Origin of the sequence: Microcoleus sp. AT8-B5, assembly GCF_036705565.1 — a bacterium.
In the GTDB taxonomy this organism is placed as follows: Bacteria; Cyanobacteriota; Cyanobacteriia; order Cyanobacteriales; family Microcoleaceae; genus Microcoleus.
Window position 1 is genome coordinate 155322 of record NZ_JAUBUY010000003.1, and the last position, 21373, is coordinate 176694.

Sequence of the window (21373 nt, forward strand, 5' to 3'; positions counted from 1 at the left end):
TAACTCTTTGTGGAACAGGCATCTTGCCTGTTCAGGAGAAGGCTGCCATATGGGAGTTACAACCCGCAAAAATACCAAAAACAAGGTTTTTTACCCTATAGCAACCGCCAAGACTATTAAGAAGTTCTTAATCAGTGAAACCCTTGCGATTGTTACATTTTCTTCCTTCTTCTTTCTTCCTTCTGCTATAGCTTTGACCGAAAGCATCCAGGATACCCGCCACGTGATTCATCCGTGGAGAAAGAAAAAACCTGTATCCGATGAAACTTGCCGAACGTATTTATCTCGCGCAAGTCAAAGCTTCAATCTAAAATCTAAAATCTAAAATCTAAAATCGATTGACTTTGATTATGATGATGCAATATCGCAGATTCGGTCGCACAGAATTATCCATGCCCGTCTTTTCCTGCGGTGGCATGAGATATCAGTACAAATGGCAAGACGTGCCAGCCAATGAAATTCCCCCAGACAATCAACAAAATCTAGAAGCGACGATTCGTTACTCGATTGAATGCGGCATCAATCACATAGAAACTGCTCGCGGTTACGGCACTTCCGAGATGCAATTGGGGTTAATTTTGCCGAACTTTCCCCGCGAAAAATTGATAGTGCAAACGAAAGTTAGTCCTAAACCAAACTCCCAAGAGTTCCGCGAAGAATTTGATAAATCCTTAGCTTATTTGCAACTGGAATACGTCGATTTACTGTCACTACACGGCATTAATACGTGGGAATTGCTAGAGGAGTCTATCCGTCCGGGCGGCTGCATGGATGTGGCGAGAAAGTTGCAAGCAGAAGGCAAAGTTAAGTTTATTGGTTTCTCGACTCACGGCCCGACTGATGTGATAGTCAAAACAATTGAAACTAATCAATTTGATTATCTTAACTTGCACTGGTACTACATCAATCAAAGTAATTGGCCTGCTATCGAAGCTGCTAAACGTCACGATATGGGCGTTTTTATTATCAGTCCTTCCGATAAAGGCGGTCAACTTTACAGCCCGCCGCAAAAATTGGTAGACTTGTGCTATCCGTTGAGTCCGATGGTGTTTAATGATTTGTTTTGTTTGTCGCATCCGCAAGTACACACTTTAAGTTTGGGCGCCGCCAAACCTGAAGATTTTAACGAGCATTTGAAAGCTGTAGAATTGTTAGATAGAGCCGATGAAATTTTGCCACCGATATTAGAAAAGTTAGAAAAAGCAGCAATTGATAAATTAGGAGAAGATTGGTTTAAGACTTGGCACGTCGGTTTACCAACTATCGAAAATACTCCCGGAGGTATTAATATTTATGTGATTCTGTGGCTGTGGAATTTGGCGCAGGCTTACGATACGATCGACTATTGCAAGATGCGCTACAACCTTTTAGGTAATGGGGGCCACTGGTTCCCCGGCCAAAAAGCCGTAGCTTGCGGTGCGGAAGGCCATCGCCTAGATGAATTAGACTTGCGCCGCTGTCTGGCCCACAGTCCCCACGCTGCAAAAATTCCCGGTATTCTTCAAGCAGCCGATCGGCTTTTTGGAGGCGAAGCCATCCAACGCTTGTCCCAAGAATAATCAAAAAAAAACCCGGTTTCGAGACAGAAACCGGGTTGGTGAACCGGAGCACGTGAGTTAGTTACGCGCATACAATTAGCCTATACTTGAGAAACTCTCACCACCATCGCCCATCCGTCTCATCCATTCGGGCGATACAACTTTTTTCTCAACTCACTCCCCTTTTGCTTTAATTTGAGATAAAACAGTTAATAATTCACTTAGGTACTTTTTATGACTCTCAAACGCCGAGATTTCTTGTATTTGCTGACTGCCACCGTTGGAGCTATTACCGCAGGTGCTTGCCAAGCGTCAGGAAATAATGTATCCCAAGCCAGTCCAATTGCAGAAAGCACAAAAATAGCCCAAACTCCGGGGCCTTTTACACTGCAGCCTTTACCTTACGAATACAATGCTTTAGAACCGCACATCGATGCGCGGACAATGCAATTTCACCACGACAAACACCACGCCGCCTACGTTAAAAACCTCAACGATGCTGTCAGCAAATACCCGCAACTCAAAAATATCACTGCGGAAAATATGCTGCGAGATTTGAGCAAAGTGCCGGAAGATATTCGCACAACCGTGCGTAACAATGGCGGGGGACACCTAAATCACAGTATGTTTTGGGAAATCATGAGTCCCAACGGCGGCGGGGAACCGACAGGGGCAATTGCAACAGCAATTAAGCAAACTTTCGGCAGTGTTGACGATTTTAAAACAAAATTTAACGATGCCGGCGCCAAGCGTTTTGGCAGCGGTTGGGTGTGGCTAGTCCGCAATAAAGCTGGCAAACTTGAGATTACAACTACTGCCAATCAAGACACTCCTTTCATGGAGGGCAACTATCCAATTATGGGTAACGATGTTTGGGAACACGCTTATTATCTCAAATACCAAAATTTGCGCGCCGACTACTTAAAAGCTTGGTGGAATGTTGTTAATTGGACGGAAATTAACAAGCGCTACGAACAGGCGATCGGGTAGTTTTCAATTAGATGAAATACAGGACACGGTAGATGAAATACAGGACACGGCAGTGCCGTGTCCCTACTAGCTAGCGCACGGGACGATCGAACTCCCGTACAACTTTCCGCAAGTAAACGCAGTGCCGCGCCCCCTGACTCGTCGGCGTTGTGAATGCTTCGACTGACTCAATAGTGCCGCCCAAATGCTCGATCGCCCTTTGCAACTCCGTTTCTTCCTCCACCGTCCAATTCCCACGGTAAAGCACAGCTAAACCGTCATTTTTCAGGAATGGCAGCGCGCATTTAGCACAGAGAGGAGCGGCTCCCACTGCTCTGAGAACGGCTAGATCGTAAGCTTGTTTGTGATGCGGCTGTCGGGCAATTTCATCCGATCTACCCAACAAAGTCGCCGCATTTTCTATCCCTAAAGACGGCAAAACTGTTTCCAAAAAAGTAATTTTTTTGCGCGTAGAATCGAGCAGCGTAACTGATAAATGCGGCAGGGCGATCGCGATCGGCAACCCCGGAAAACCCCCACCAGTCCCAATATCGATCGCTTTCTGCACCGAATCGGCGACAAATTCGGGATTTTCCGCCGAATTGTGATTAGCTGGCAGCAGTTTCGCAATTCCCCGCAGAGAATCCCACAAATGTTTTTCCCAAAACTCCATCGGTTCGGTAATTCGAGTTAAATTCAAGGAGCAATTTCCCTCGACAATTAACTCATAAAGTCGCTGAAATTGTTGCTGCTGCGACTCATCCGGCTGCCAATTCAGCGTTTTTTGCCACAACTCGTTCATCTGGGGCAACACAGGCATTGTAATCTGATTCATCTTCTATTCCCACTCTTTTGTAAGCTCTGCGAATTCTCTGCACTTAAAAATGCTTCATAATGCGATATACCCGCCCGCACTAACTAATGACTAATGACTAATGACTAATGACTAACAAAACTCGTTTCCTTAGCTTCTAATTTAGCCCGATCGACCTCTTGCAAATCCCCGTGGTTTAGAGTCCAAAATTTATCGGCTACACTCAACAAATCGCTAGCATCGTGAGTAACAATCAACAAAGTCCAGTGACTTTTCAACTTACTCAACAGGCTTACCAACTGCCGCCGCATCGACCAATCCAAACCCGCCGTCGGTTCGTCCAAAAGTAGCAAATGCGGCTGCCGAATTAGCTGCACCGCCAGGGCTACCCTGCGCTGTTGTCCGCCGCTCAAAGCGTGGGGGGAAGCGCGCAGCGGCAAATGTCCTAGTCCCACTTCTGCCATTGCTGAGTTAATTTGTTCTTGTCCCAATTCAGGATGCCCCAACCGCAATTCTTCTAAAATTGTGCCTCCGCAAAAATGCCTTTCTGGAAACTGGAACACTAACCCTCCTAACTGTTGCAAGTGTTCCGGTGTTAATTCTTGTTCCCGCCAGCGGATGTCGCCGCTAGTTTTTTCGGCTAAACCTGCTAATATTTCTAATAGCGTACTTTTGCCAGAACCGCTGCGACCCACAATCAGCCCCATTTGCTGCGATGGCAGTTCTAAGTTAATATTTTTCAGAATAGGATTCGGACAGGCGGTAGGATGATATACTAAGTTTTTTAGATAAAGCATTAACGGCAGTTGTTAGTTGGCAGTTGGCAGTTGCTAGTTGGCAGTTGTTAACACTCAACAGTGAACAATCAGAAAAATAGTTATTGTTGGAGGGGGGAACTTCTGGTTGTGCTATTGATAGTTAAGGCGGTTTTTGGCAGGGGTCGATCGCACACAATTATTTTACATAAATCTTAACAAAAATTTCCTTTTTTTTTCAGGAGTGGCGTTTGATTTTTCTGTTTTTTCATGGTATAGTTTAATAATGGAAATCTGTCCGTCAATATATTACAAGTCACACTACCATTATTAAAATATACCTCAACAACCACAAAAAATCAAGCAAATTTCACTCTTTTTTTGGTGGCGGCCCGAAAGTCTGAAAATTTAACTCTCTTGTTTCTAGTTTACAGTATATTACATTGAGAGAATTGACGATGACGAAAACTCCTTTAGCATCGGTGGGCAAGCAAATGTTAAGTTCTCAACAGACAGTGCGGGCGATCGCCTGTGCAGGAGCGATCGCCCTGGGCATCTGCATTAACTCAGCATTAGCGGGCGATCCCTTTCGCAGCAGCAACCCGCAGGCGATCGGGCCCAACACCGAAACCGCTTTCAAAACAATGTTTCAGCAAGGAAACTACAAACAAGCAAAAGCACAAGTTCAACAAGCACTATCAGCCGAACCAAACGAGCCACTAGCCTATGCAATGGCAGCCTCCCTCTCCTACATCGAGCAGGACTTAAACTCGATGAATTCCTACGCGCAAAAAACCCGCGAAGTCGGCGAAAAATTGGCGAAAACTAATCCATTGCGCGGCAATATTTACACAGCAGCAGGTCACTTTCTAGAAGGGGCGAACATTATAGCCAAAGAAGGAACAGCCAAAGGCGCGCCCCAAGCTTTGAGTAAATTGCGAGTAGTATTTCAATACCTAGAAGCGGCCGATAAAATAGCGCCCAACGACCCAGAACTAAACCTGATCAAAGGCTACATGGACTTAATGCTAGCCACAAACCTACCCTTTTCCAACCCCAACGAAGCAATTCAAAGACTCGAACAAAAAGCCTCTCCCCGCTACTTAGCTTATCGCGGCATGGCAGTAGGATATCGAGACTTAAAAAAGTACGATCGCGCTTTAGAATTTGCGAACAAATCCCTAGCAGAAACGCCAAATAATCCCGAAGTTCTCTATCTAAAAGCACAAATCTTGTTTTCCCAATCCCAGAGGAACAACGGCAACAAAACCTTACTTGAGGAAGCCCGAAAAAACTTCGACGCAGCCTTAGCAAAACCCGACCAACTTCCGCGCAGTTTAGTAGCCGAAATCTTCTTTCAGCAGTGCAGAACCCGTAACCGTCTCGACAGCCAATCTCGCGCCTGCGACCCGATGCGCGATAAAATCAGAGATGCAGATGGAGTCTGGGGGCCGGCAGCCTTACCACCACTATAAAAACACCAAAAAACTATGCAAGTAGAGTTTCGCGAGTTTAACCCCTTTGACCTCTGGATTTGGCTGAAGTTCAGCAACGTGCCTTCAAACGGTGAAAAACAGTATGTTGAAGAAGTGTTTGACTCTTGGTTTTTCTTGGGAAAACTTGGAGGATTTAATGCGGAAAATTTGCAAGTTCAAGATGAAGGCTTAGACATCAGTGATATGAATTACGATGTTAATCTAGCCGACCAAAGCATGATGGCTTTGATGCACAATATGGGAGAAATGGAGTATCAAGGTTATTGGGCTCGCTGCTGGTTTGATTTGGGCACTAGCGATGCCATTGGAATCGATGTTTTGATTAATGTTTTCCAGCAACTCAGCAAAGAATTCGTAACGATTGAAAAACTAATTATTGGCGGGGAAAATACAGACTGGCCCATTGAAAATAGGAGGAGCAGAGAGGGTTTTGCTGCCGATAATTAAACCTTGGCACGACACGGATGACACGGATAAACGGATAATATAGTCCTGGACGCACGGGTAATCAGAAACCGGGTTTTTTTCCTTGAATACTTTGTTACAACGCTTGAAGGGCAAAAAACCCGGTTTCTTTGGTTTTGATGCGTAATGACTAATGACTGATGACTGATGGCTATATTATGCAAGGTAAAATTCGCGTCATTGTTTTAGGATTAATTCGATCGGGCGATCGCATCTTCGTGTCAGAATGCGAAGATCCGGTCACAAAAGACACATTTTACCGCGCTTTGGGCGGCGGCGTAGAATTCGGAGAGCACAGCACCGACGCTTTGCAAAGAGAGTTTCAAGAAGAAATTCAAGCCGAGTTAACAAATATCAAATATTTGACTTGTTTGGAAAACTTCTTTGTTTATAATGGCAAAGCCGGACACGAATTAATACAACTATACCAGTGCGATTTTGTCGATCGCAAATTTTATGAATTGGAGAGTCTGGATTTTGCAGACGGAGATGGGGAACATACTGCATTTTGGATGCCCGTCGAGCGCTTTCGATCGGGCGAATTGCGCCTAGTTCCCGACAAATTTATCGACTACTGCGAAGGCTAATAACTCAACCAATACCAAAAAACAAATACCTGATATGGGAGAATTACACCTAAAATATTTGCCGTCGGGGCAGGTTTCACCTGAAATATTGGCGATAACTAACAGGATGAATAAACCCGCCCCTTCCTTCCGCCCCCCGCATTACCCGGATTTACCTTACACTAGGCAGAGTCCGCAACAGCTCATAGAGCAAAGAGTTGATAAAACCGAGGGCTATAGCACCCAGCAAAGCACTCCAAATTCCCCACCGCAAGCGAAATCCATCCACTAGCCAAGCCGCCAATCCAAAGATAGCAGCGTTGATAACAATTATCCACAAACCAAAAGTTACCAACAGCAATGGAAAACCCAAAACCACAAAAAGCGGCCGCACCAAAGCATTCAGCAATCCAAAAACCGCCGCCGAAATCATCGCTTTTCCAAAAGTGTCAATATCCACCCCGATGGGCAACTTGGAAATGATAAAAAAGCTCACGGAAGTAACTAGCCAAGCAATTACCAGCGAAATAATATCCATGTGCCAATCTCCTTAAAAAAGCTAAACATTAAATCGGAACAACAGCACATCCCCCTCTTGTACAACATACTCTTTTCCTTCACTGCGAACTAAGCCTTTTTCCTTAGCCGCATTCATCGCGCCCGTAGCAACCAAATCTTCATAAGCTACAGTTTCTGCCCGGATGAAACCCCGTTCAAAATCAGAGTGAATCACCCCTGCAGCTTGGGGTGCTAACATTCCCGCGATAATCGTCCAAGCGCGAGTTTCTTTCGGGCCGCTAGTAAAATAAGTCCGCAAACCCAATAATTCGTAAGTAGCTCGAATCAGAGATTTCAAGCCACCTTCTTTGACCCCCAGAGATTCTAGGAAATCCGTTCGTTCTTCCTCGGATAACTCCACCAATTCTGACTCAACTTGCGCCGAAACTATGACAACCTTAGCATTTTCGGCTTCTGCTACTTCCCGCACTTGTTCGACATAGCTATTTCCCGTTGCTAAATCGTCATCAGATACGTTAGCAGCATAGATAATTGGTTTGTTGGTCAGTAATTCCAAACCTTTAACTAATTCAGCTTCTTCATCTGTGAAATTGTACTGCCGCGCCGGTTTCCCGGCATTCAAAACAGCGACTAATTTTTCGAGTACATCCACTTCGGCCTGAGCTTCCTTGTTGTTGCGGGCCAGCTTGCGAGTGCGATCGAGCCTGCGTTCAATTTGAGCTAAGTCTGCTAAAATTAATTCGAGATTGATAATGTCAATATCTCGCTGGGGATCGACAGAACCGGCAACGTGAATAATATCATCATTGTCAAAACAGCGGACAACATGGACGATCGCATCTACGGCCCGAATGTGAGACAAAAACTGATTTCCCAGTCCTTCCCCCTGACTCGCCCCCTTCACCAAACCCGCAATATCCACAAACTCCATCCGCGTCGGCACAGTTTGCGCGGAATTGGCAATATTGCTCAGCACCTTCAACCGTTCGTCTGGCACTGCCACGATACCCGTATTTGGCTCGATCGTACAGAAAGGAAAATTAGCAGCAGTCGCCTTGGCATTAGCAACCAGAGCATTAAACAAAGTAGATTTGCCAACATTAGGCAGTCCGACAATTCCGGCAGTAAGCATAGCTATTTAGAAACATATCACTGTATCAAAATATCATAAGCAATAGCAATATATCTGACTTGTGCTTTCTAACTTCCACTGCTAGGCTTGAATAAATATACAACTTGAGGTAGATGGCTCAATGGTTAACCGATGGTTAAGCAAAGTAACGATGGCTGTGGGGCTGTCGCTGCCTCTGTTAGGGCTCACAGCAGCTAGCGTTTTCGCTCAGATGATCAAAATTTCGGTGTTTAACAACAGCGGCAAGACGATGACAGCCCTCTATCTGTCTTCTGTCGAGGATGATTGGGGAGAAAACATGTTAGACGGCCCGATTCCAGATCGGGAAAAGGAAGTTTTTGAGTGGAATCGAGCTGAGTACGAGGGCTTGGATTCTGCGGGCTGTGTTTTTGATGTCAGGGTCGACTACTCTGACGGCAAATACACTGATATGCGTGGGGTTAACCTTTGTGAACAGAATGTGCTCAACTTCAAGTAATCGATAATCTACGCAAAAACCGAGTTTTTTCAAGTCTGATATTCATCAAAAAGATTGGGGACTTTGGAGAAAGCCGGTTTTTGCGATCGGCCTGACAAACAATCTTAAATTTCGCGATCGACTAAAACATAATTTAAACAGGTTCAGGGATTGTCTGAGGAATAGGCTCCGGCACTGTTTGAGGAATCGGAGAGGGTACAGTTTCCGGCACCGGTTCGGGAATTGGCTGGGGAATTGGCGCAGGTACCGGTTCCGGTACAAGGCCGGGAATCGGTTCGGGAACGGGGCCCGGCACTGGTGGCGATGCGGGTATAGTCGGCAGCCCCGGTTCGGTGCTGGGAATCTGCGGGCCGGGAAATGGAGTAGGGTTGGGAAAAATCATGTTAGTGTTTTGCTCGCTAATAGAGATGTTTCAAAAACATTTGCTAGCCACTTCTAGCTATATTTTTCAACAAAAATAACTGAGTTGTGGTACTCTTTTATCTCATAATTTTAAACTCAAGAGTGCAGTGAACACATCTATCTAAATAGCTATAATTAACTGTTACTTCCGCATAAATTTATGCCTTTAGCATTAAACTAAGTAGGTGGTTACAAATAAACATGAGATGGGTAGATCGCGTGAGTACAGCAAGAAACTGCCTGAAAGTAAAGGTACTAGCTCAACCCGTCCCTAGAAGATATTATGGTTTTTTCATATCGCTCTACTTAGATATCAAATACAGCAATCAGGATTAAGCGTGTCACCAGCAAACTCTCAAACAAAAACTCCCCTATTAGATGCCTTGCGCGATCGCACAAATCATCCGCACGCCCCATTCTACGCCCCCGGACATAAACGCGGACAAGGAATCTCTCAACCCCTAATTGACTTATTCGGTGCGGCAGTATTTAGAGCGGATTTGCCGGAATTGCCGGAATTAGACAATCTCTTTAACCCAGAAGGTGCAATTGCTGAAGCTCAAGACTTAGCCTCCGCAGCATTTGGAGCAAAATCAACTCGGTTTTTGGCTAACGGTTCGACTTGCGGAATTATCGCCGCCATCTTAGCGACTTGCAGCCCAGGAGATAAAATTATCCTACCTCGAAATATCCACTCATCGGCGATTTCTGGTTTAATTTTATCCGGTGCAATTCCAATTTTTGTCAATCCAGAGTACAACCCGGATTGGGATATTGCCAACAGCATCACCCCAAAAGCTACAGCCGCAGCCCTAGAACAACATCCCGACGCCAAAGCAGTATTGATGGTTTACCCAACCTATCACGGCGTCTGCGGGGATTTGCGGGCGATCGCCCAAATTACCCATCAATACAACATACCGTTATTAGTAGACGAAGCTCACGGCGCGCACTTTAACTTTCATCCAAACTTGCCAGAACCGGCACTATCAGCGGGTGCCGATTTAACAGTACAATCAATCCACAAAACCCTCGGTGCAATGACACAAGCATCGATGCTGCACGTCAAGGGATCTCGCATAGATATCCAAAAATTAAATAGAGCATTGCAGTTAGTACAATCTACCAGTCCGAGTTACATACTATTAGCATCCCTAGACGCCGCCCGCCAACAAATCGCACTCCACGGCAAAGAATTAATAGCGCAAACTTTACAGCTAGCAGAAAAAGCGCGATCGCGAATCAGTCTAATTCCCGGCTTATCAGTTTTAGAACCCTTAAATACACCGGGTTTTGCAGCATTAGACCGCACCAGGCTAACAGTAAAAGTATCAGATTTAGGAATCACAGGATTTGCCGCCGATGAAATTTTGCACTCTCAACTCGGCGTCACCGCAGAACTTCCCATGCCTCAACATTTAACATTTATTATCAGCTTGGGAAATACAGAATTAGATATTGACAATTTAGTTAAAGCTTGTACTCTTTTAGAAGGAAGAAGGAAGTTCGGCAACGTATTCTGTAACGGATGTAACGGATGTCAGGAAGAAGGAAGTTCGGCAACGGATGTAACGGATGTAACGGATGTAACGGATGTAACGGATGTCAGTCCGATGTCCGTCGGAAGAAAGAAGAAGTCCGAGAGAAGAAGTCCGATGTCCGATGGAAGATTTGCCCACTCTCCCACTCTCCCACTCTCCCCCTCTCCCCCTCTCCTCTCCCCCCGCGAGGCTTTCTTTTTTCCAGCGGAAACAGTACCCGCAGACAAAGCAGTCGATCGCCTCAGTGCCGAACTCATCTGTCCCTACCCCCCAGGAATACCAGTCCTAATGCCCGGTGAAATCATTACCCCAGCAGCCGTTGACTACCTGCAACAAATCCTGGCCGCCGGCGGAAAAATCACAGGTTGTAGCGATCCCGGCCTCCAAACTCTCAAGGTTGTGCGACAGTAAATATGAAGGCTTGGGGGAAATTGGCAGAATTTCTACTTCTTCCGCGAGTTCCAACTTCGGTCTTGCTTCAATCAAAAATCAAAATTCAAAAATATAACTATGCTTTGGCCCTACGTCACTCCAGGCATCCCGGATGACTTATTTGAACGTTTACCGGGAATTCCCATGAGTAAGCGAGAAGTCCGACTGCTGTTAATCTCCCACCTGCGGCTGCAAGCAGATTCAGTCGTGTGGGACATCGGTGCAGGTACTGGTACGATCGCCGTAGAAACAGGTTTGCTGTGTCCCAAAGGTCGGATTATTGCCGTCGAAAGGGACGAAGAAGTAGCAAGCTTGATTCGCAGAAATTGCGATCGATTCGAGCTCGACAACGTAGAAGTCATAGAAGGTAGTGCCCCGGAATGTCTGGAAAACCTGCCCCAACCCCCCCACCGAGTCTGCATCGAAGGAGGTCGCCCCATTAAAGCCATTCTCCAAGAAGTCTGGCGGTACTTGCAACCCCACGGTAGAGTTGTCGCCACAGCATCGAATTTAGAGAATCTTTACGCCCTTTCCGAAGGTTTCGCCGAGTTACAAGTCCGCAACATCGAAGTAGTCCAGTCCGCCGTCAACCGCTTGGAGACTCGCGGCCTCAGTCAAACCTTTGCCGCCGTCAATCCCATATTTATTCTCAGCGGCGAAAAGCTGGATTAGAAGTTAGTTGACAGTTGACACTTGACAGTTGACAGTTAACTTTAACCTGGTTCCTCGGCAGAGCCTGGGAATACATACCCAATGCCCCATGCCCTATGCCCTATGCCCATTCCTAAATGTAATTCTTAATCTTTTTTAAGTTCACTTAACCTTCATACTTAAGAATAGGGGCCACCATAGCTGGATTGACCGCCTGACTTGAGATATTGGATGACCGATGGGGGATGGGGGTTAGTTGTGCAAGGGATCAACTCGTGCTCTAGAAAAATCCCAAATCTCAAATCCAAAATCCAAAATCCAAAATCCAAAATCGAATGATCCACCGCCGTCTGCAAGAGAAATTCATTTTATGCCTTGGTCTCGTATCCTGAGTGGAATAGTTGCGATCGCCCTTGCTTTGGGAATGATTATTATGGGCGGATGGTACTTCACCGTCGGCTTTGGAGTCATCGTCTACCTAGGCCAATTGGAATATTTTCAATTAGCCAGGGCGAAAGGTATTGCACCCGCTGCCAAAACTACCTTAGCCGTCAGTCAAGGGCTATTAATTACTGCCGCCCTAGCACCGGAACTCGTAGATGCCATGTTCCCTCTAGCGGGAACCTTAATCTGTTTCTACCTGTTATTCCAACCTAAATTATCGACGATCGCCGATATTGCCTCCTCAGTTTTAGGATTGTTCTACGGCGGTTATTTGCCCAGCTATTGGGTACGGCTGCGAGTCGGCCTCGACCCAGCCAATCTTGCTACAACCCAATTTTCGCAAGCAGTAGCAAGCAATTTGCCCGTTAACATTTACTCGCCGCCGTCTTGGACAACTTCTAGCCATATATCTTTAGGATTGACTTCGCTGCTGCTGGCTTTCTTCTGCATCTGGGCCGCTGACATTGGAGCTTATTTTGTCGGCAAATTCTTCGGGCGCACTAGCCTATCCCACATCAGCCCCAAAAAAACCGTTGAAGGTGCCGTATTTGGAGTTTGCGGCAGCATCGCCGTGGCAGTCGCTGGTTCTTGGTATTTACACTGGCCGGGGTGGCTGTATACTGGGGCTGCTTTTGGTCTGTTGATTGGGGTTGCTAGCCTGTTGGGAGATTTAACTGAGTCGATGATGAAGCGAGACGCCGGCGTTAAGGATTCGGGACAGTTGATCCCCGGTCACGGCGGCATTCTAGATCGCACCGACAGTTATGTTTTTACCGCGCCCTTAGTCTACTATTTTGTCACTTTACTATTGCCCGCGATCGACTCTTTTTTAAGTGACATCCTCCTACACTGAATCAAAAATTACAGTGTAGGCTTCCAAACCTCACGATTTGGCTTTCCTAGTTCTTCCCTTGCGGGACTTCGCCTCTGACGCCGACTGACTTTCATCAATCCCCGGCAGACCGACTGCATAGGCATTTTCTATTCCGCTGAGTCCCAGCGTACTAAGTTCTAGACCACGCAACCTAATGACTTCTGATGCTGCATGATCTCTATCTGTCTCATATCCACACTCACTACATCGATGCACTCGTTCAGAAAGTTCTTTTTTACCCGTATGCGTTCCGCACTTAGGACAGGTTTGAGACGTTCCATTTGGATCGACCCGCAGGAAGTAGACTTGATGTTTCTTTGCTACCCACTCCAGCAGGTTGAGAAACTGACCAAAAGCGGCATCAAGGGTATGTTTTCTCAACATCCCTCTCGACATTGCTTTCAAATTCAAGTTCTCAACAAACACCATCCCAATATCTTCTTTGGTACACAGATGATTAGCCAGCTTGAATTGCCAATCTTTCCGAACACTCGCGATGTGGTTGTGGAGTCTAGCAACCTTAATTCGAGCTTTCTCACTGTTCTTAGAACCCTTTTTCGTTCTGGCATACTTACGTTGCAGCAATTCCAGCTTGCGGTACAAGGATGCCAGGAATCGGGGTCTAGCGATAAACTCTTTATCCGAGGTTGTCAAAAATTTCTCCAATCCCAAGTCAATACCCAGTGCGTGTCCATGAGGTTGTGCATCGGGTATCGATACGTCAGATTCTATTGTGATTACCACTTCCCATCTGTCAGCTTTCCTCAATACCCTTGCCTGTTTGACCACAAACCCCTGTGGGATAGGTCGATGCACATTAATGGGTATCTTCCCAACCTTGGGGAGAGCAATCTGCCACCATGTAATCGGGTTGGTCTTGAACTGAGGAAACAGCATGGACTTTATCTGTCCAAACTTCTTGAAGCGAGGAAAGCCAAACCCCCGCGACTGAAAATAATTCCAAGCATCATGCAATCTACGAATAGTAGTTTGCAGAACTTGAGAAGGGGCTTCTCCCAACAATGGGAACTCTTTCTTCGCCTTGGGGAGTGTGTTCTGTTGTGCGTAATAGGTGGGAAATGTCTTGTCGGCTGGAATGATATATTCTCGTTCCAGGGAACAATAATCTAAACTACACTTACGCGAATTCACCCAATCTTTGATTTCTCGCAAAGCGTAATTATAGACCTTGCGAGAAATTTCCAGCCAATGCAGCATGGTCTGCTCTTGGCTGGCGTCGGGATAAATTCGGTAGCAGTAGTTCATAATCAGTGTCATGAAGATAATTATAACACGGTATTGACCGTCTATAGACCTTCACCTATTGCAGATTTTACGCCTGATTGACCGGATAAAATTTGCTTGGGTGAGTCCATGTATCCCAACGCCAAATCGGAGATTATGGCGTGGGACTTATATCTCCCCCAAACCCCCTCAAACAGTTAATCGGTAATTGGGAATTGGGAATTGGGCATTGGGCATTGGGCATTGGGCATTGGGCATTGGGCATTGGGAATTGGGCATTGGGCATTGGGCATTGGGTATGTATTCCCAGGCTCTAGCGAGGAACCAGGTTAAAGTCAACTGTCAACTGTCAACTGTCAACTCTCAACTGTCAACTCTCAACTAACTAAGGTAAAACTCTAATTCCCCCCCGACAAACAATCTCCCCCGGACTCAAAATCAACTCTTCTATCTCAACTTCCGGCCCAAAATCAATTTTAAAACCATTGAAATCACTGCTCTTTAATTCTCCATCCATTTCGATTTCGGGTGATTCAAACATCAATTCGCGACCGCTGGCTATCCGCAAACCAGTCCGCAATACCAAAGGAATTTGCCTACCGCCAGCGCGCAAAATTGTCGCCGAAAGCGTCAACACACCCGCCTCAATTGCGATCTGCGAATTTTGCAACTTCAGCGACTTTTCCCTATCTGTCAGCGGCAGCATAGGCAGCAAAAATTCGCTCAAAGCATCAGCCAGCAAAGGCGCTTTCAGCGACGCATTCAAATCCGCCTGACAGAGCCTCAAAACGCCTGTCACGGGAACGGATTCCAGGAGGCGCAGGGGTTTGCCTTTGAGAGCTTGACCGAGGTTGATGCGAATGCCACAGCCCTCTATGGCAACTTCAGTTAGGTGTAGTCCTTTATACACAGCACCTGTCGCGGCAGCCGTGACTTTGGGGATCGCACCGCTGAAGATTTGTCGATCGCTCCCCTCAATTTTCACCTTCAAGTCGTCCACCTGCTGAACTTGCGATCGCAGCCACAACTGCACCGCCGGAGACAGCACCGCGCTCGCGATCCGGCTGCCTTGACTCGGCGAAGCTCTCCCCGGTTCCTCGCCCAGATTAACAGTCTCACCAGAGCCAGCAGCGCCATCTCTATTGTCAAATTGAAGAGAGTTTCGATCGACAGTCATAAACAATTTCAGAATATAAACCTTAATATTCAAGCACAGAAATTTAACTAGAACTTGCACATCTGGACTCAAAAACCCGATTTCTGCACAGATGTACCGCTGTCAACCTTTGATTTTTCTTAGAAACAGGGTTGATGAAAACCAGTCCGATTAACTCCAAAACCAAGCAGAAATCTGGCATCAGCAACGCCAGAAGCAGAAAAATTCTCACCTTTCTCCCCTTGGGATCTTTGGGTAGTTCACGAGTTGTGCGATCCCGATGAAAAATTCGCGATCGAGCGTATAAATTTAACCAGGAGTACGGGATTTATGGTAGTGTTGGTTTATGGTCGGGTCAGACCCACACCTTTCAAACCAGCCGCAAACCAACGGTGCAAACCTGTGCCTGCCGCGAGTCTTTTCGTCGTAGTTTTTGCACAGCATTCAGGGTAATGCCATCAGGACAATCTGCACCGGGCACAAGGACAATCTGCACTCTTGCCGGACGTCCTGTAATAATTGGTCAGCATTATAATTTATTCCCAACCAGGAATTGAGCATTGCTAGTACGGTTAATCAATTAACCGTGTCGTGTTTCCTCCCCACCGCTGGCTCGTTGGGGATTTCCACACTCCCGTCATGTCTGATGAAAGGCTGCAAAAAATCCTCGCCCAGTGGGGCATTGCCTCTCGCCGTCTTGCAGAACAGATGATTGTAGCTGGACGAGTCCGAGTTAATGGCAATATTGTTCACTTAGGAGAAAAAGCGAATCCCGATCGCGATCTCATCCAAGTCGATGGAGTCCCGGTGAAACCAACGGATAAACCCGCAAAGGTGTATCTGTTGCTCAACAAACCGGCAGGCGTAGTTTCTACTTGCAGCGATCCAAGATCCCGATCGAAAGTTCTCGACTTGCTGCCACCCCAACTGCGTTCGGGTCAAGGCATCCACCCCGTAGGACGCTTAGATGCAGATTCCACCGGCGCCCTCTTGCTCACCAATGATGGTAAGCTGACATTTTGTTTGACCCATCCGCGTCACTCGATCGCCAAAACTTATCAGGTTTGGGTGAGCGGCGATCCCCCGGAACCCATACTACAAACGTGGCGTCAGGGCATCATCTTGTCCGGCCGAAAAACTTTGCCCGCGAAAGTTAAAGTTCTCGATCGCGCGCAAGACCAAACTCTGTTAGAAGTCATTCTATCAGAAGGCAGAAACCGACAGATTCGGCGAACAGCCGAGCTCTTGGGATATCCCGTGGTGCGCCTGCACCGCACAGCCATTGGCCCGATTCAATTGCAGCGGCCCGGTTCGCCAATATTGCCACCAGGCTGCTGCCGACCCCTAGAAGATGCGGAAATTATTTATTTATGGAATCTAGTCAACCTAACATCAATAAGCGTGCCAGTAAATTCCCAGGAGCACAGCATATGACAAAGAATTTATTGTTTTTATTCTTCAAAACCACTAAGCAGAAACTGCACTCCCAAGAGCCAGAACCAGCTCAGAAGAAGCTAGCGGAAATAGGAGCTAAACTCCGTCAGTACCGCGAACAGCAGTCGATTTGTTTGGACAAAGTAGCCGTGGTAACAATGATTCGGCGGAATCTGCTACAAGCAATCGAGGACGGTCAACTCGACCAACTTCCCGAACCCGTCTACACTCAGGGTTTGATCAAGCGCTACGCTGAAGCAATGGGTTTGGACGGAACTCAGTTTGCCGAATTTTTTCCGATCGAACCGCCGCCCCGATCGATAACCAAGCTATCTTGGCAAGATGGGCCTCAGTTGCGGCCGATGCACCTCTACCTCTTTTACACATTTCTAATTATCTGTTCGGTCAATGTCTTATCTCAATTGATGAGCGGTTCTGTTACCGCAAAAAACGGTGCGGGAGCCGAAGAACTAGCGCTTGGGCAGCAAGAACAAGCTCGCACCGCTGCTGAGGCATCAAGAGCCTCACAAAATCAGAAACCGGATAGTTACGAGGCTGTCGAAGCAGTAAGAACCGGTCAAAATTTAAATAAATCTGGCAATAAACCAGTAATGGTTAGCGTCACTTTTAAAGCAGAATCGTGGATGCAGGTTGAAGTCGATGGTAAAACAGAGTTTGAGGGAACTTTGCCGACCGGGACTGTTCGCACCTGGGGGGCTCAAAAGCAATTGGTAGTGGTAGCAGGTAACGCCGGCGGGGTAATGGTTGCTGTTAATAACGGACAAGCCGAACAACTCGGAGAGCCTGGAGTCGCTAAAGAAGTTGTTTTTAAAGCAAGCGAACTTAAGCCTTCAGCACCGCCCCAGAATCAAGGTTGACTGTTAATGGGTAATTGTTAATGGGTAATAGGTAATAGCGGGCAGTCCACAGAGTTTAATTAGAATGTCCGTCTTGATTCACTCATTACCAATTACCAATTACCCATTCTATCAAACCCGGTTGCATCGGAATAGTCAAATCCAGTCAACAGTCAATCGATTTTAGATTTTAGATTTTAGATTTTAGAATTGAAGCATTGACTTGCGCGAGATAAATACGTTCGGCAAGTTTCATGGGATACAGGTTTTTTATTTCTGGACGGATGAATCACGTGGCGGGTATCCTGGATGCTTTCGGTTAACAATCACGGATGGTGCAACCGGAATTGATAGAATTCATCTGCGTTAATCTGTGTTGCATCTGCCTGTATCTGCGGTCAAGAAAAGATAATTTCTGAACCGCCCCGGACAAGGGATTGACGCTGATTCACGCAGATAAAGAGAAGAGAGATAGGAATAATTCCGATGTTAACAGGTTTGATATTACCCATTAACAATTACCAATTACCCCTTCCCGACAATCAATGTTTATTAGGAGCGCGCCCGGAGATGTAAGTCATAGTTTTTAGCCGATCGCCCACTTCCCAATTCACAGCTTCTGGCCGATACCGCCAGCCCCAATTTCCCTCTGGTTTCCCCGGAAAATTCATCCGCGCGTCAGTACCTAAACCCAACAAATCTTGAAACGGCACAATTGCCATATTAGCAACAGAAATCCAACCCATGCGGATTAAAGACCAGTGAATTCCTTGGGGATCGATGCAGCCCAAATAACGCATAACCTCATCTCTTTCGTAGTTTTGCAGTTGATTGAACCAGCCGACAGTCGTGTCGTTGTCGTGGGTACCAGTGTAGACTACGGAGTTGCGATCGTAATTGAAAGGCAAAAAAGGATCGCCCGGACCACCGGCAAAAGCAAACTGCAAAATCTTCATTCCTGGAAACTCGTATCGATCGCGCAAAGCTTCCACTTCTGGAGTAATTACCCCTAAATCCTCAGCGATAATCGGCAAGTTGCCAAACTTCTTATTAATTAGATCCAACAAAGCTGTTCCCGGCGCTTTAATCCACTCTCCCTCGATCGCAGTTTCTTGTCCGCGCTTCACCGCCCAGTAAGCGTCAAATCCTCGAAAGTGGTCGATCCGAGTCACATCTACATAAGAGAAAATCGCTTCAAAACGCTGCACCCACCACTCAAAATTAGTTGCTTGCAACTTCTCCCAATTGTATACGGGGTTGCCCCACAATTGACCTGTATTGCTGAAGTAATCAGGGGGAACTCCCGCCATTAAAGCTGGTTCTCCGCTGGCTTCATCCAAGCAAAATATTTCGCGATGAGACCATACATCGGCGCTATCGTGAGCTACATAAATCGGAATATCGCCAATAATTTTAATGTCCCGCATATTAGCATAGCGTTTCAACTCCGTCCACTGGCGAAAAAACTCAAACTGGACGTATTTGTAGTAATAAATCTCAGCATTTAGCTGCTGGCGCCACTTCTCTAGCGACTCTGGCTCTCTACGGGCAATTTCTGGTTCCCAATTGTTCCAGCTAACACCGCCAAAGCGATCTTTTAGTGCCATAAATAAGGCGTAATCTTCCAGCCAATTCTCTTTGCTTTCGCAAAAACCTGAGAATTCTTTTTGCTGGATCTGGGATGCTTTGGCTTTGAAGTTTTCGCAAGCTTTTTTGAGCAAAGGCACTTTCAGGGCGATCGCTCGATCGAAGTCTACATAATCCAGCGGAAATTCTGGTAAATTAGCGAAGTCTTCATCTGCGAGCAATTGCTGGTCCCGCAGCAGTTCTGGGTTGATCAGCAGCGGATTTCCCGCCATTGCTGAATAGCACGAATAAGGAGAATTGCCGTATCCTGTCGGGCCCAGCGGCAATAGCTGCCAGTATAGCTGGTCGCTCTCTACTAAAAAGTCAATAAAGCGATATGCTTCCATTCCCAAGTCCCCAATGCCAAATCGACTGGGAAAGGATGTGGGGTGGAGTAATATGCCGCTCGATCGGGGAAAAAGCATAATCTATCTAAAGATATAGGAATTTAACATTGACAATTTGACCGATATTCCCTACCAGTTAAACTTCGTAGTTTTTAGGGGGATTGTTAGGGCAAATACTTTTGTGATTGTCTCATATTTTCTGCGATCGCGTGCTGACCCCATATTTTTATAACTCTACTCATAAATCCTCAGTAGAGTTCAACACATCAAAATCCGAACTTACACGATCGCCCTACTTTCACAGCTAGGTTTTTTTACCCAGGCTCGTTTGCTGCAACAAAGTATGTTGCTTGAGCCTAGCCGGTTTCTGCCTAACCTTTAAACTTAACTTTTTTTGGGTTTTGCCCCATCTCTCTGCAGTCGTAAATTGCCCACAAAAAATCAGCCATCACTTAAGCAGAGCCCATGCACAAATCAGCCGGCTGTTTTGTATCTTTAAAAACAGCCGGCTGCGAAATTACTGGTGATAATGCTTAGTTCATGCTTGCTTGTTCAACAATTTCTGCACTTGTTTGAGAGCTATAGCGCCGACGTTGTAAGCCGCCCAGCCGCCCGCCAACAATACGGGCATCAATACTATTAGTATGCGGAAGTCAAAATCCATGAGTTCTCCTCCTAAAGTTTTTTAACAAATTCTCATAATCTATTTGTATCTCATTTTGTCGCCATTCTCCTGACTCTCTAAGCAAATATTCGGGATACGCAGGAGGACATCGCTCCCCAAGAATTGAGAGCGAAAGCGAAACTCCTGGGCGGATCTCGGCATTCGCTGCACCAATTATCCCACAATCTGTTTGGCAATCCCTTCCACAACCTTAGTTAGAGGGTCGTTAGGGAAGTGCAGCGCAAACACCCCCTTGCTGGCGAGCAGCATCATCTGGTCGCTGTGGGGCAGTACCCCTGCCACTGGGATGTCGTAAATACTCTCTACTTGCTGCTTCAAATCCTCGAAATCCAGCGATTCTGGGGCTTTGTTAATCGTCATCAAAATCTTGGGAACTTCTAATTTGCGGGCCACATCTACCGTGACAGCCGTTCCCTGAAAATCTTGCTGATCCGGACGCAGAATCAGCAGCAGGATGTCGGAAATGGTGATGCTGAGGAGGGTTTCTTCGTTGAGCCCCGGGTGCGTGTCTATAAATAGGTAGTCTAAGTTCAAAACCTCGATCAGTTCTTGAAAGCCGTCGGTAAGCAGTCCCACGTCGTAGCCTTCCCGCAAAACTCGCGCTATCTCGCCTGCTTTAATGCTCGAAGGAATCAGGTAGAGGCTGCCGTTACTGGCTAATTTTGGCAGCAGCGAACTCACATTGTAGGCCGTATCCGCGATCGGACACCGGCCCCACAGGTAATCGTTCAGGCAGCGATCCATATTGCTCTCGCTGAAACCGAACAACACGTGAATCCCTGGTGATTGAATGTCTGTGTCCACAATGGCGACCCGATTTCCGCCGCGAGCGATAATAGATGCCAGGTTTGCTGTCGTGTTCGATTTGCCAGTTCCGCCCCGGTAAGAGTGGACAGAGATGATTTTGGACATGATCTGCGTATGAGGGTAAGAAACGGGGAGAACCC

22 protein-coding genes are annotated in these 21373 nt (G+C 46.6%); 12 read left to right on the top strand and 10 right to left on the bottom strand.

Annotated elements, in window-relative coordinates; genetic code table 11:
* The first annotated feature begins 49 nt into the window (after positions 1-49).
* From QUB39_RS03520 to QUB39_RS03530, 3 genes are all read left to right on the top strand, one after another.
* Complete coding sequence (locus QUB39_RS03520; RefSeq protein ID WP_333053063.1) at positions 50-325, top strand: hypothetical protein; 276 nt, start codon at positions 50-52, stop codon at positions 323-325.
* A 28-nt stretch (positions 326-353) separates the two neighbouring features.
* Positions 354-1559: an aldo/keto reductase gene (locus tag QUB39_RS03525; RefSeq protein ID WP_445243104.1), complete on the top strand. Its 1206-nt coding sequence runs from the start codon at positions 354-356 to the stop codon at positions 1557-1559.
* Between the two features lie 213 nt (positions 1560-1772).
* A complete protein-coding gene (locus QUB39_RS03530; RefSeq protein ID WP_333209707.1) occupies positions 1773-2528 on the top strand; it encodes a Fe-Mn family superoxide dismutase in 756 nt (251 codons plus the stop codon).
* Between the two features lie 70 nt (positions 2529-2598).
* On the opposite strand, the gene rsmG is transcribed toward QUB39_RS03530, so the two are convergent.
* Positions 2599-3342: a 16S rRNA (guanine(527)-N(7))-methyltransferase RsmG gene (gene rsmG / locus QUB39_RS03535; protein WP_333209709.1), complete on the bottom strand. Its 744-nt coding sequence runs from the start codon at positions 3340-3342 to the stop codon at positions 2599-2601.
* 104 nt (positions 3343-3446) lie between these two features.
* Positions 3447-4118 (bottom strand): energy-coupling factor ABC transporter ATP-binding protein, encoded by a 672-nt coding sequence (locus QUB39_RS03540; protein WP_333053058.1) that lies wholly within the window; start codon positions 4116-4118, stop codon positions 3447-3449.
* Positions 4119-4534: 416 nt separating this feature from the next.
* Between QUB39_RS03540 and QUB39_RS03545 the strand changes: the two genes are divergently transcribed.
* From QUB39_RS03545 to QUB39_RS03555, 3 genes are all read left to right on the top strand, one after another.
* On the top strand, positions 4535-5551 hold the full coding sequence (locus tag QUB39_RS03545) for a Sll0314/Alr1548 family TPR repeat-containing protein (RefSeq protein ID WP_333053057.1): 1017 nt from the start codon (positions 4535-4537) through the stop codon (positions 5549-5551).
* A gap of 15 nt (positions 5552-5566) precedes the next feature.
* Complete coding sequence (locus QUB39_RS03550; protein ID WP_333209711.1) at positions 5567-6019, top strand: DUF3531 family protein; 453 nt, start codon at positions 5567-5569, stop codon at positions 6017-6019.
* 158 nt (positions 6020-6177) lie between these two features.
* The gene (locus QUB39_RS03555) at positions 6178-6624 is read left to right on the top strand and encodes an NUDIX hydrolase (protein ID WP_333053053.1); all 447 of its coding nucleotides are present in this window, start codon (positions 6178-6180) and stop codon (positions 6622-6624) included.
* A gap of 151 nt (positions 6625-6775) precedes the next feature.
* Here QUB39_RS03555 and QUB39_RS03560 read toward each other — a convergent pair whose 3' ends face one another.
* Together QUB39_RS03560 and ychF are read right to left on the bottom strand one after the other, a co-directional pair.
* Entirely contained in the window at positions 6776-7141 is a 366-nt protein-coding gene (locus tag QUB39_RS03560) for a phage holin family protein (protein ID WP_333209713.1), read from the bottom strand.
* Positions 7142-7162: 21 nt separating this feature from the next.
* Entirely contained in the window at positions 7163-8254 is a 1092-nt protein-coding gene (ychF, locus tag QUB39_RS03565; protein ID WP_333053051.1) for a redox-regulated ATPase YchF, read from the bottom strand.
* 121 nt (positions 8255-8375) lie between these two features.
* Between ychF and QUB39_RS03570 the strand changes: the two genes are divergently transcribed.
* Positions 8376-8732: a hypothetical protein gene (locus QUB39_RS03570; protein ID WP_333053049.1), complete on the top strand. Its 357-nt coding sequence runs from the start codon at positions 8376-8378 to the stop codon at positions 8730-8732.
* Between the two features lie 133 nt (positions 8733-8865).
* Here the strand turns inward: QUB39_RS03570 and QUB39_RS03575 are convergent, their stop codons facing one another.
* Entirely contained in the window at positions 8866-9114 is a 249-nt protein-coding gene (locus QUB39_RS03575) for a gamma-aminobutyric acid A receptor, epsilon-like protein (protein WP_333053047.1), read from the bottom strand.
* A 358-nt stretch (positions 9115-9472) separates the two neighbouring features.
* Here QUB39_RS03575 and QUB39_RS03580 point away from each other — a divergent pair, with 358 nt between their 5' ends.
* The 3 genes from QUB39_RS03580 (at position 9473) to QUB39_RS03590 (ending at position 13055) form a co-directional block, all read left to right on the top strand.
* Entirely contained in the window at positions 9473-11086 is a 1614-nt protein-coding gene (locus tag QUB39_RS03580) for an aminotransferase class I/II-fold pyridoxal phosphate-dependent enzyme (protein WP_333053045.1), read from the top strand.
* A 99-nt stretch (positions 11087-11185) separates the two neighbouring features.
* Complete coding sequence (gene cbiT / locus QUB39_RS03585; RefSeq protein ID WP_190659397.1) at positions 11186-11779, top strand: precorrin-6Y C5,15-methyltransferase subunit CbiT; 594 nt, start codon at positions 11186-11188, stop codon at positions 11777-11779.
* 349 nt (positions 11780-12128) lie between these two features.
* Entirely contained in the window at positions 12129-13055 is a 927-nt protein-coding gene (locus QUB39_RS03590; RefSeq protein ID WP_333053043.1) for a phosphatidate cytidylyltransferase, read from the top strand.
* A gap of 30 nt (positions 13056-13085) precedes the next feature.
* On the opposite strand, the gene QUB39_RS03595 is transcribed toward QUB39_RS03590, so the two are convergent.
* Positions 13086-14354: a transposase gene (locus QUB39_RS03595; protein ID WP_333209715.1), complete on the bottom strand. Its 1269-nt coding sequence runs from the start codon at positions 14352-14354 to the stop codon at positions 13086-13088.
* Positions 14355-14706: 352 nt separating this feature from the next.
* Entirely contained in the window at positions 14707-15570 is an 864-nt protein-coding gene (locus QUB39_RS03600) for a DUF2993 domain-containing protein (RefSeq protein ID WP_333209717.1), read from the bottom strand.
* A 546-nt stretch (positions 15571-16116) separates the two neighbouring features.
* Between QUB39_RS03600 and QUB39_RS03605 the strand changes: the two genes are divergently transcribed.
* Entirely contained in the window at positions 16117-16911 is a 795-nt protein-coding gene (locus tag QUB39_RS03605) for a pseudouridine synthase (protein WP_333053147.1), read from the top strand.
* The gene (locus QUB39_RS03610) at positions 16908-17789 is read left to right on the top strand and encodes a RodZ domain-containing protein (RefSeq protein WP_333053039.1); all 882 of its coding nucleotides are present in this window, start codon (positions 16908-16910) and stop codon (positions 17787-17789) included. Before QUB39_RS03605 ends, QUB39_RS03610 begins: the two co-directional genes overlap by 4 nt.
* A gap of 521 nt (positions 17790-18310) precedes the next feature.
* On the opposite strand, the gene malQ is transcribed toward QUB39_RS03610, so the two are convergent.
* The 3 genes from malQ to QUB39_RS03625 all read right to left on the bottom strand — a co-directional run bounded on the left by malQ (position 18311) and on the right by QUB39_RS03625 (position 21338).
* Positions 18311-19819, bottom strand: coding sequence for a 4-alpha-glucanotransferase (gene malQ, locus QUB39_RS03615; RefSeq protein ID WP_333053038.1), 1509 nt, complete (start codon positions 19817-19819; stop codon positions 18311-18313).
* Between the two features lie 460 nt (positions 19820-20279).
* Positions 20280-20405, bottom strand: a complete 126-nt coding sequence (locus QUB39_RS03620) for a photosystem II protein Y (RefSeq protein WP_333053037.1) — start codon at positions 20403-20405, stop codon at positions 20280-20282.
* A gap of 174 nt (positions 20406-20579) precedes the next feature.
* Positions 20580-21338 carry a MinD/ParA family protein gene (locus tag QUB39_RS03625; RefSeq protein WP_333053036.1) on the bottom strand — a complete coding sequence of 253 codons (759 nt, stop codon included), beginning with the start codon at positions 21336-21338 and terminating at the stop codon, positions 20580-20582.
* Between the last annotated feature and the right edge of the window lie 35 nt (positions 21339-21373).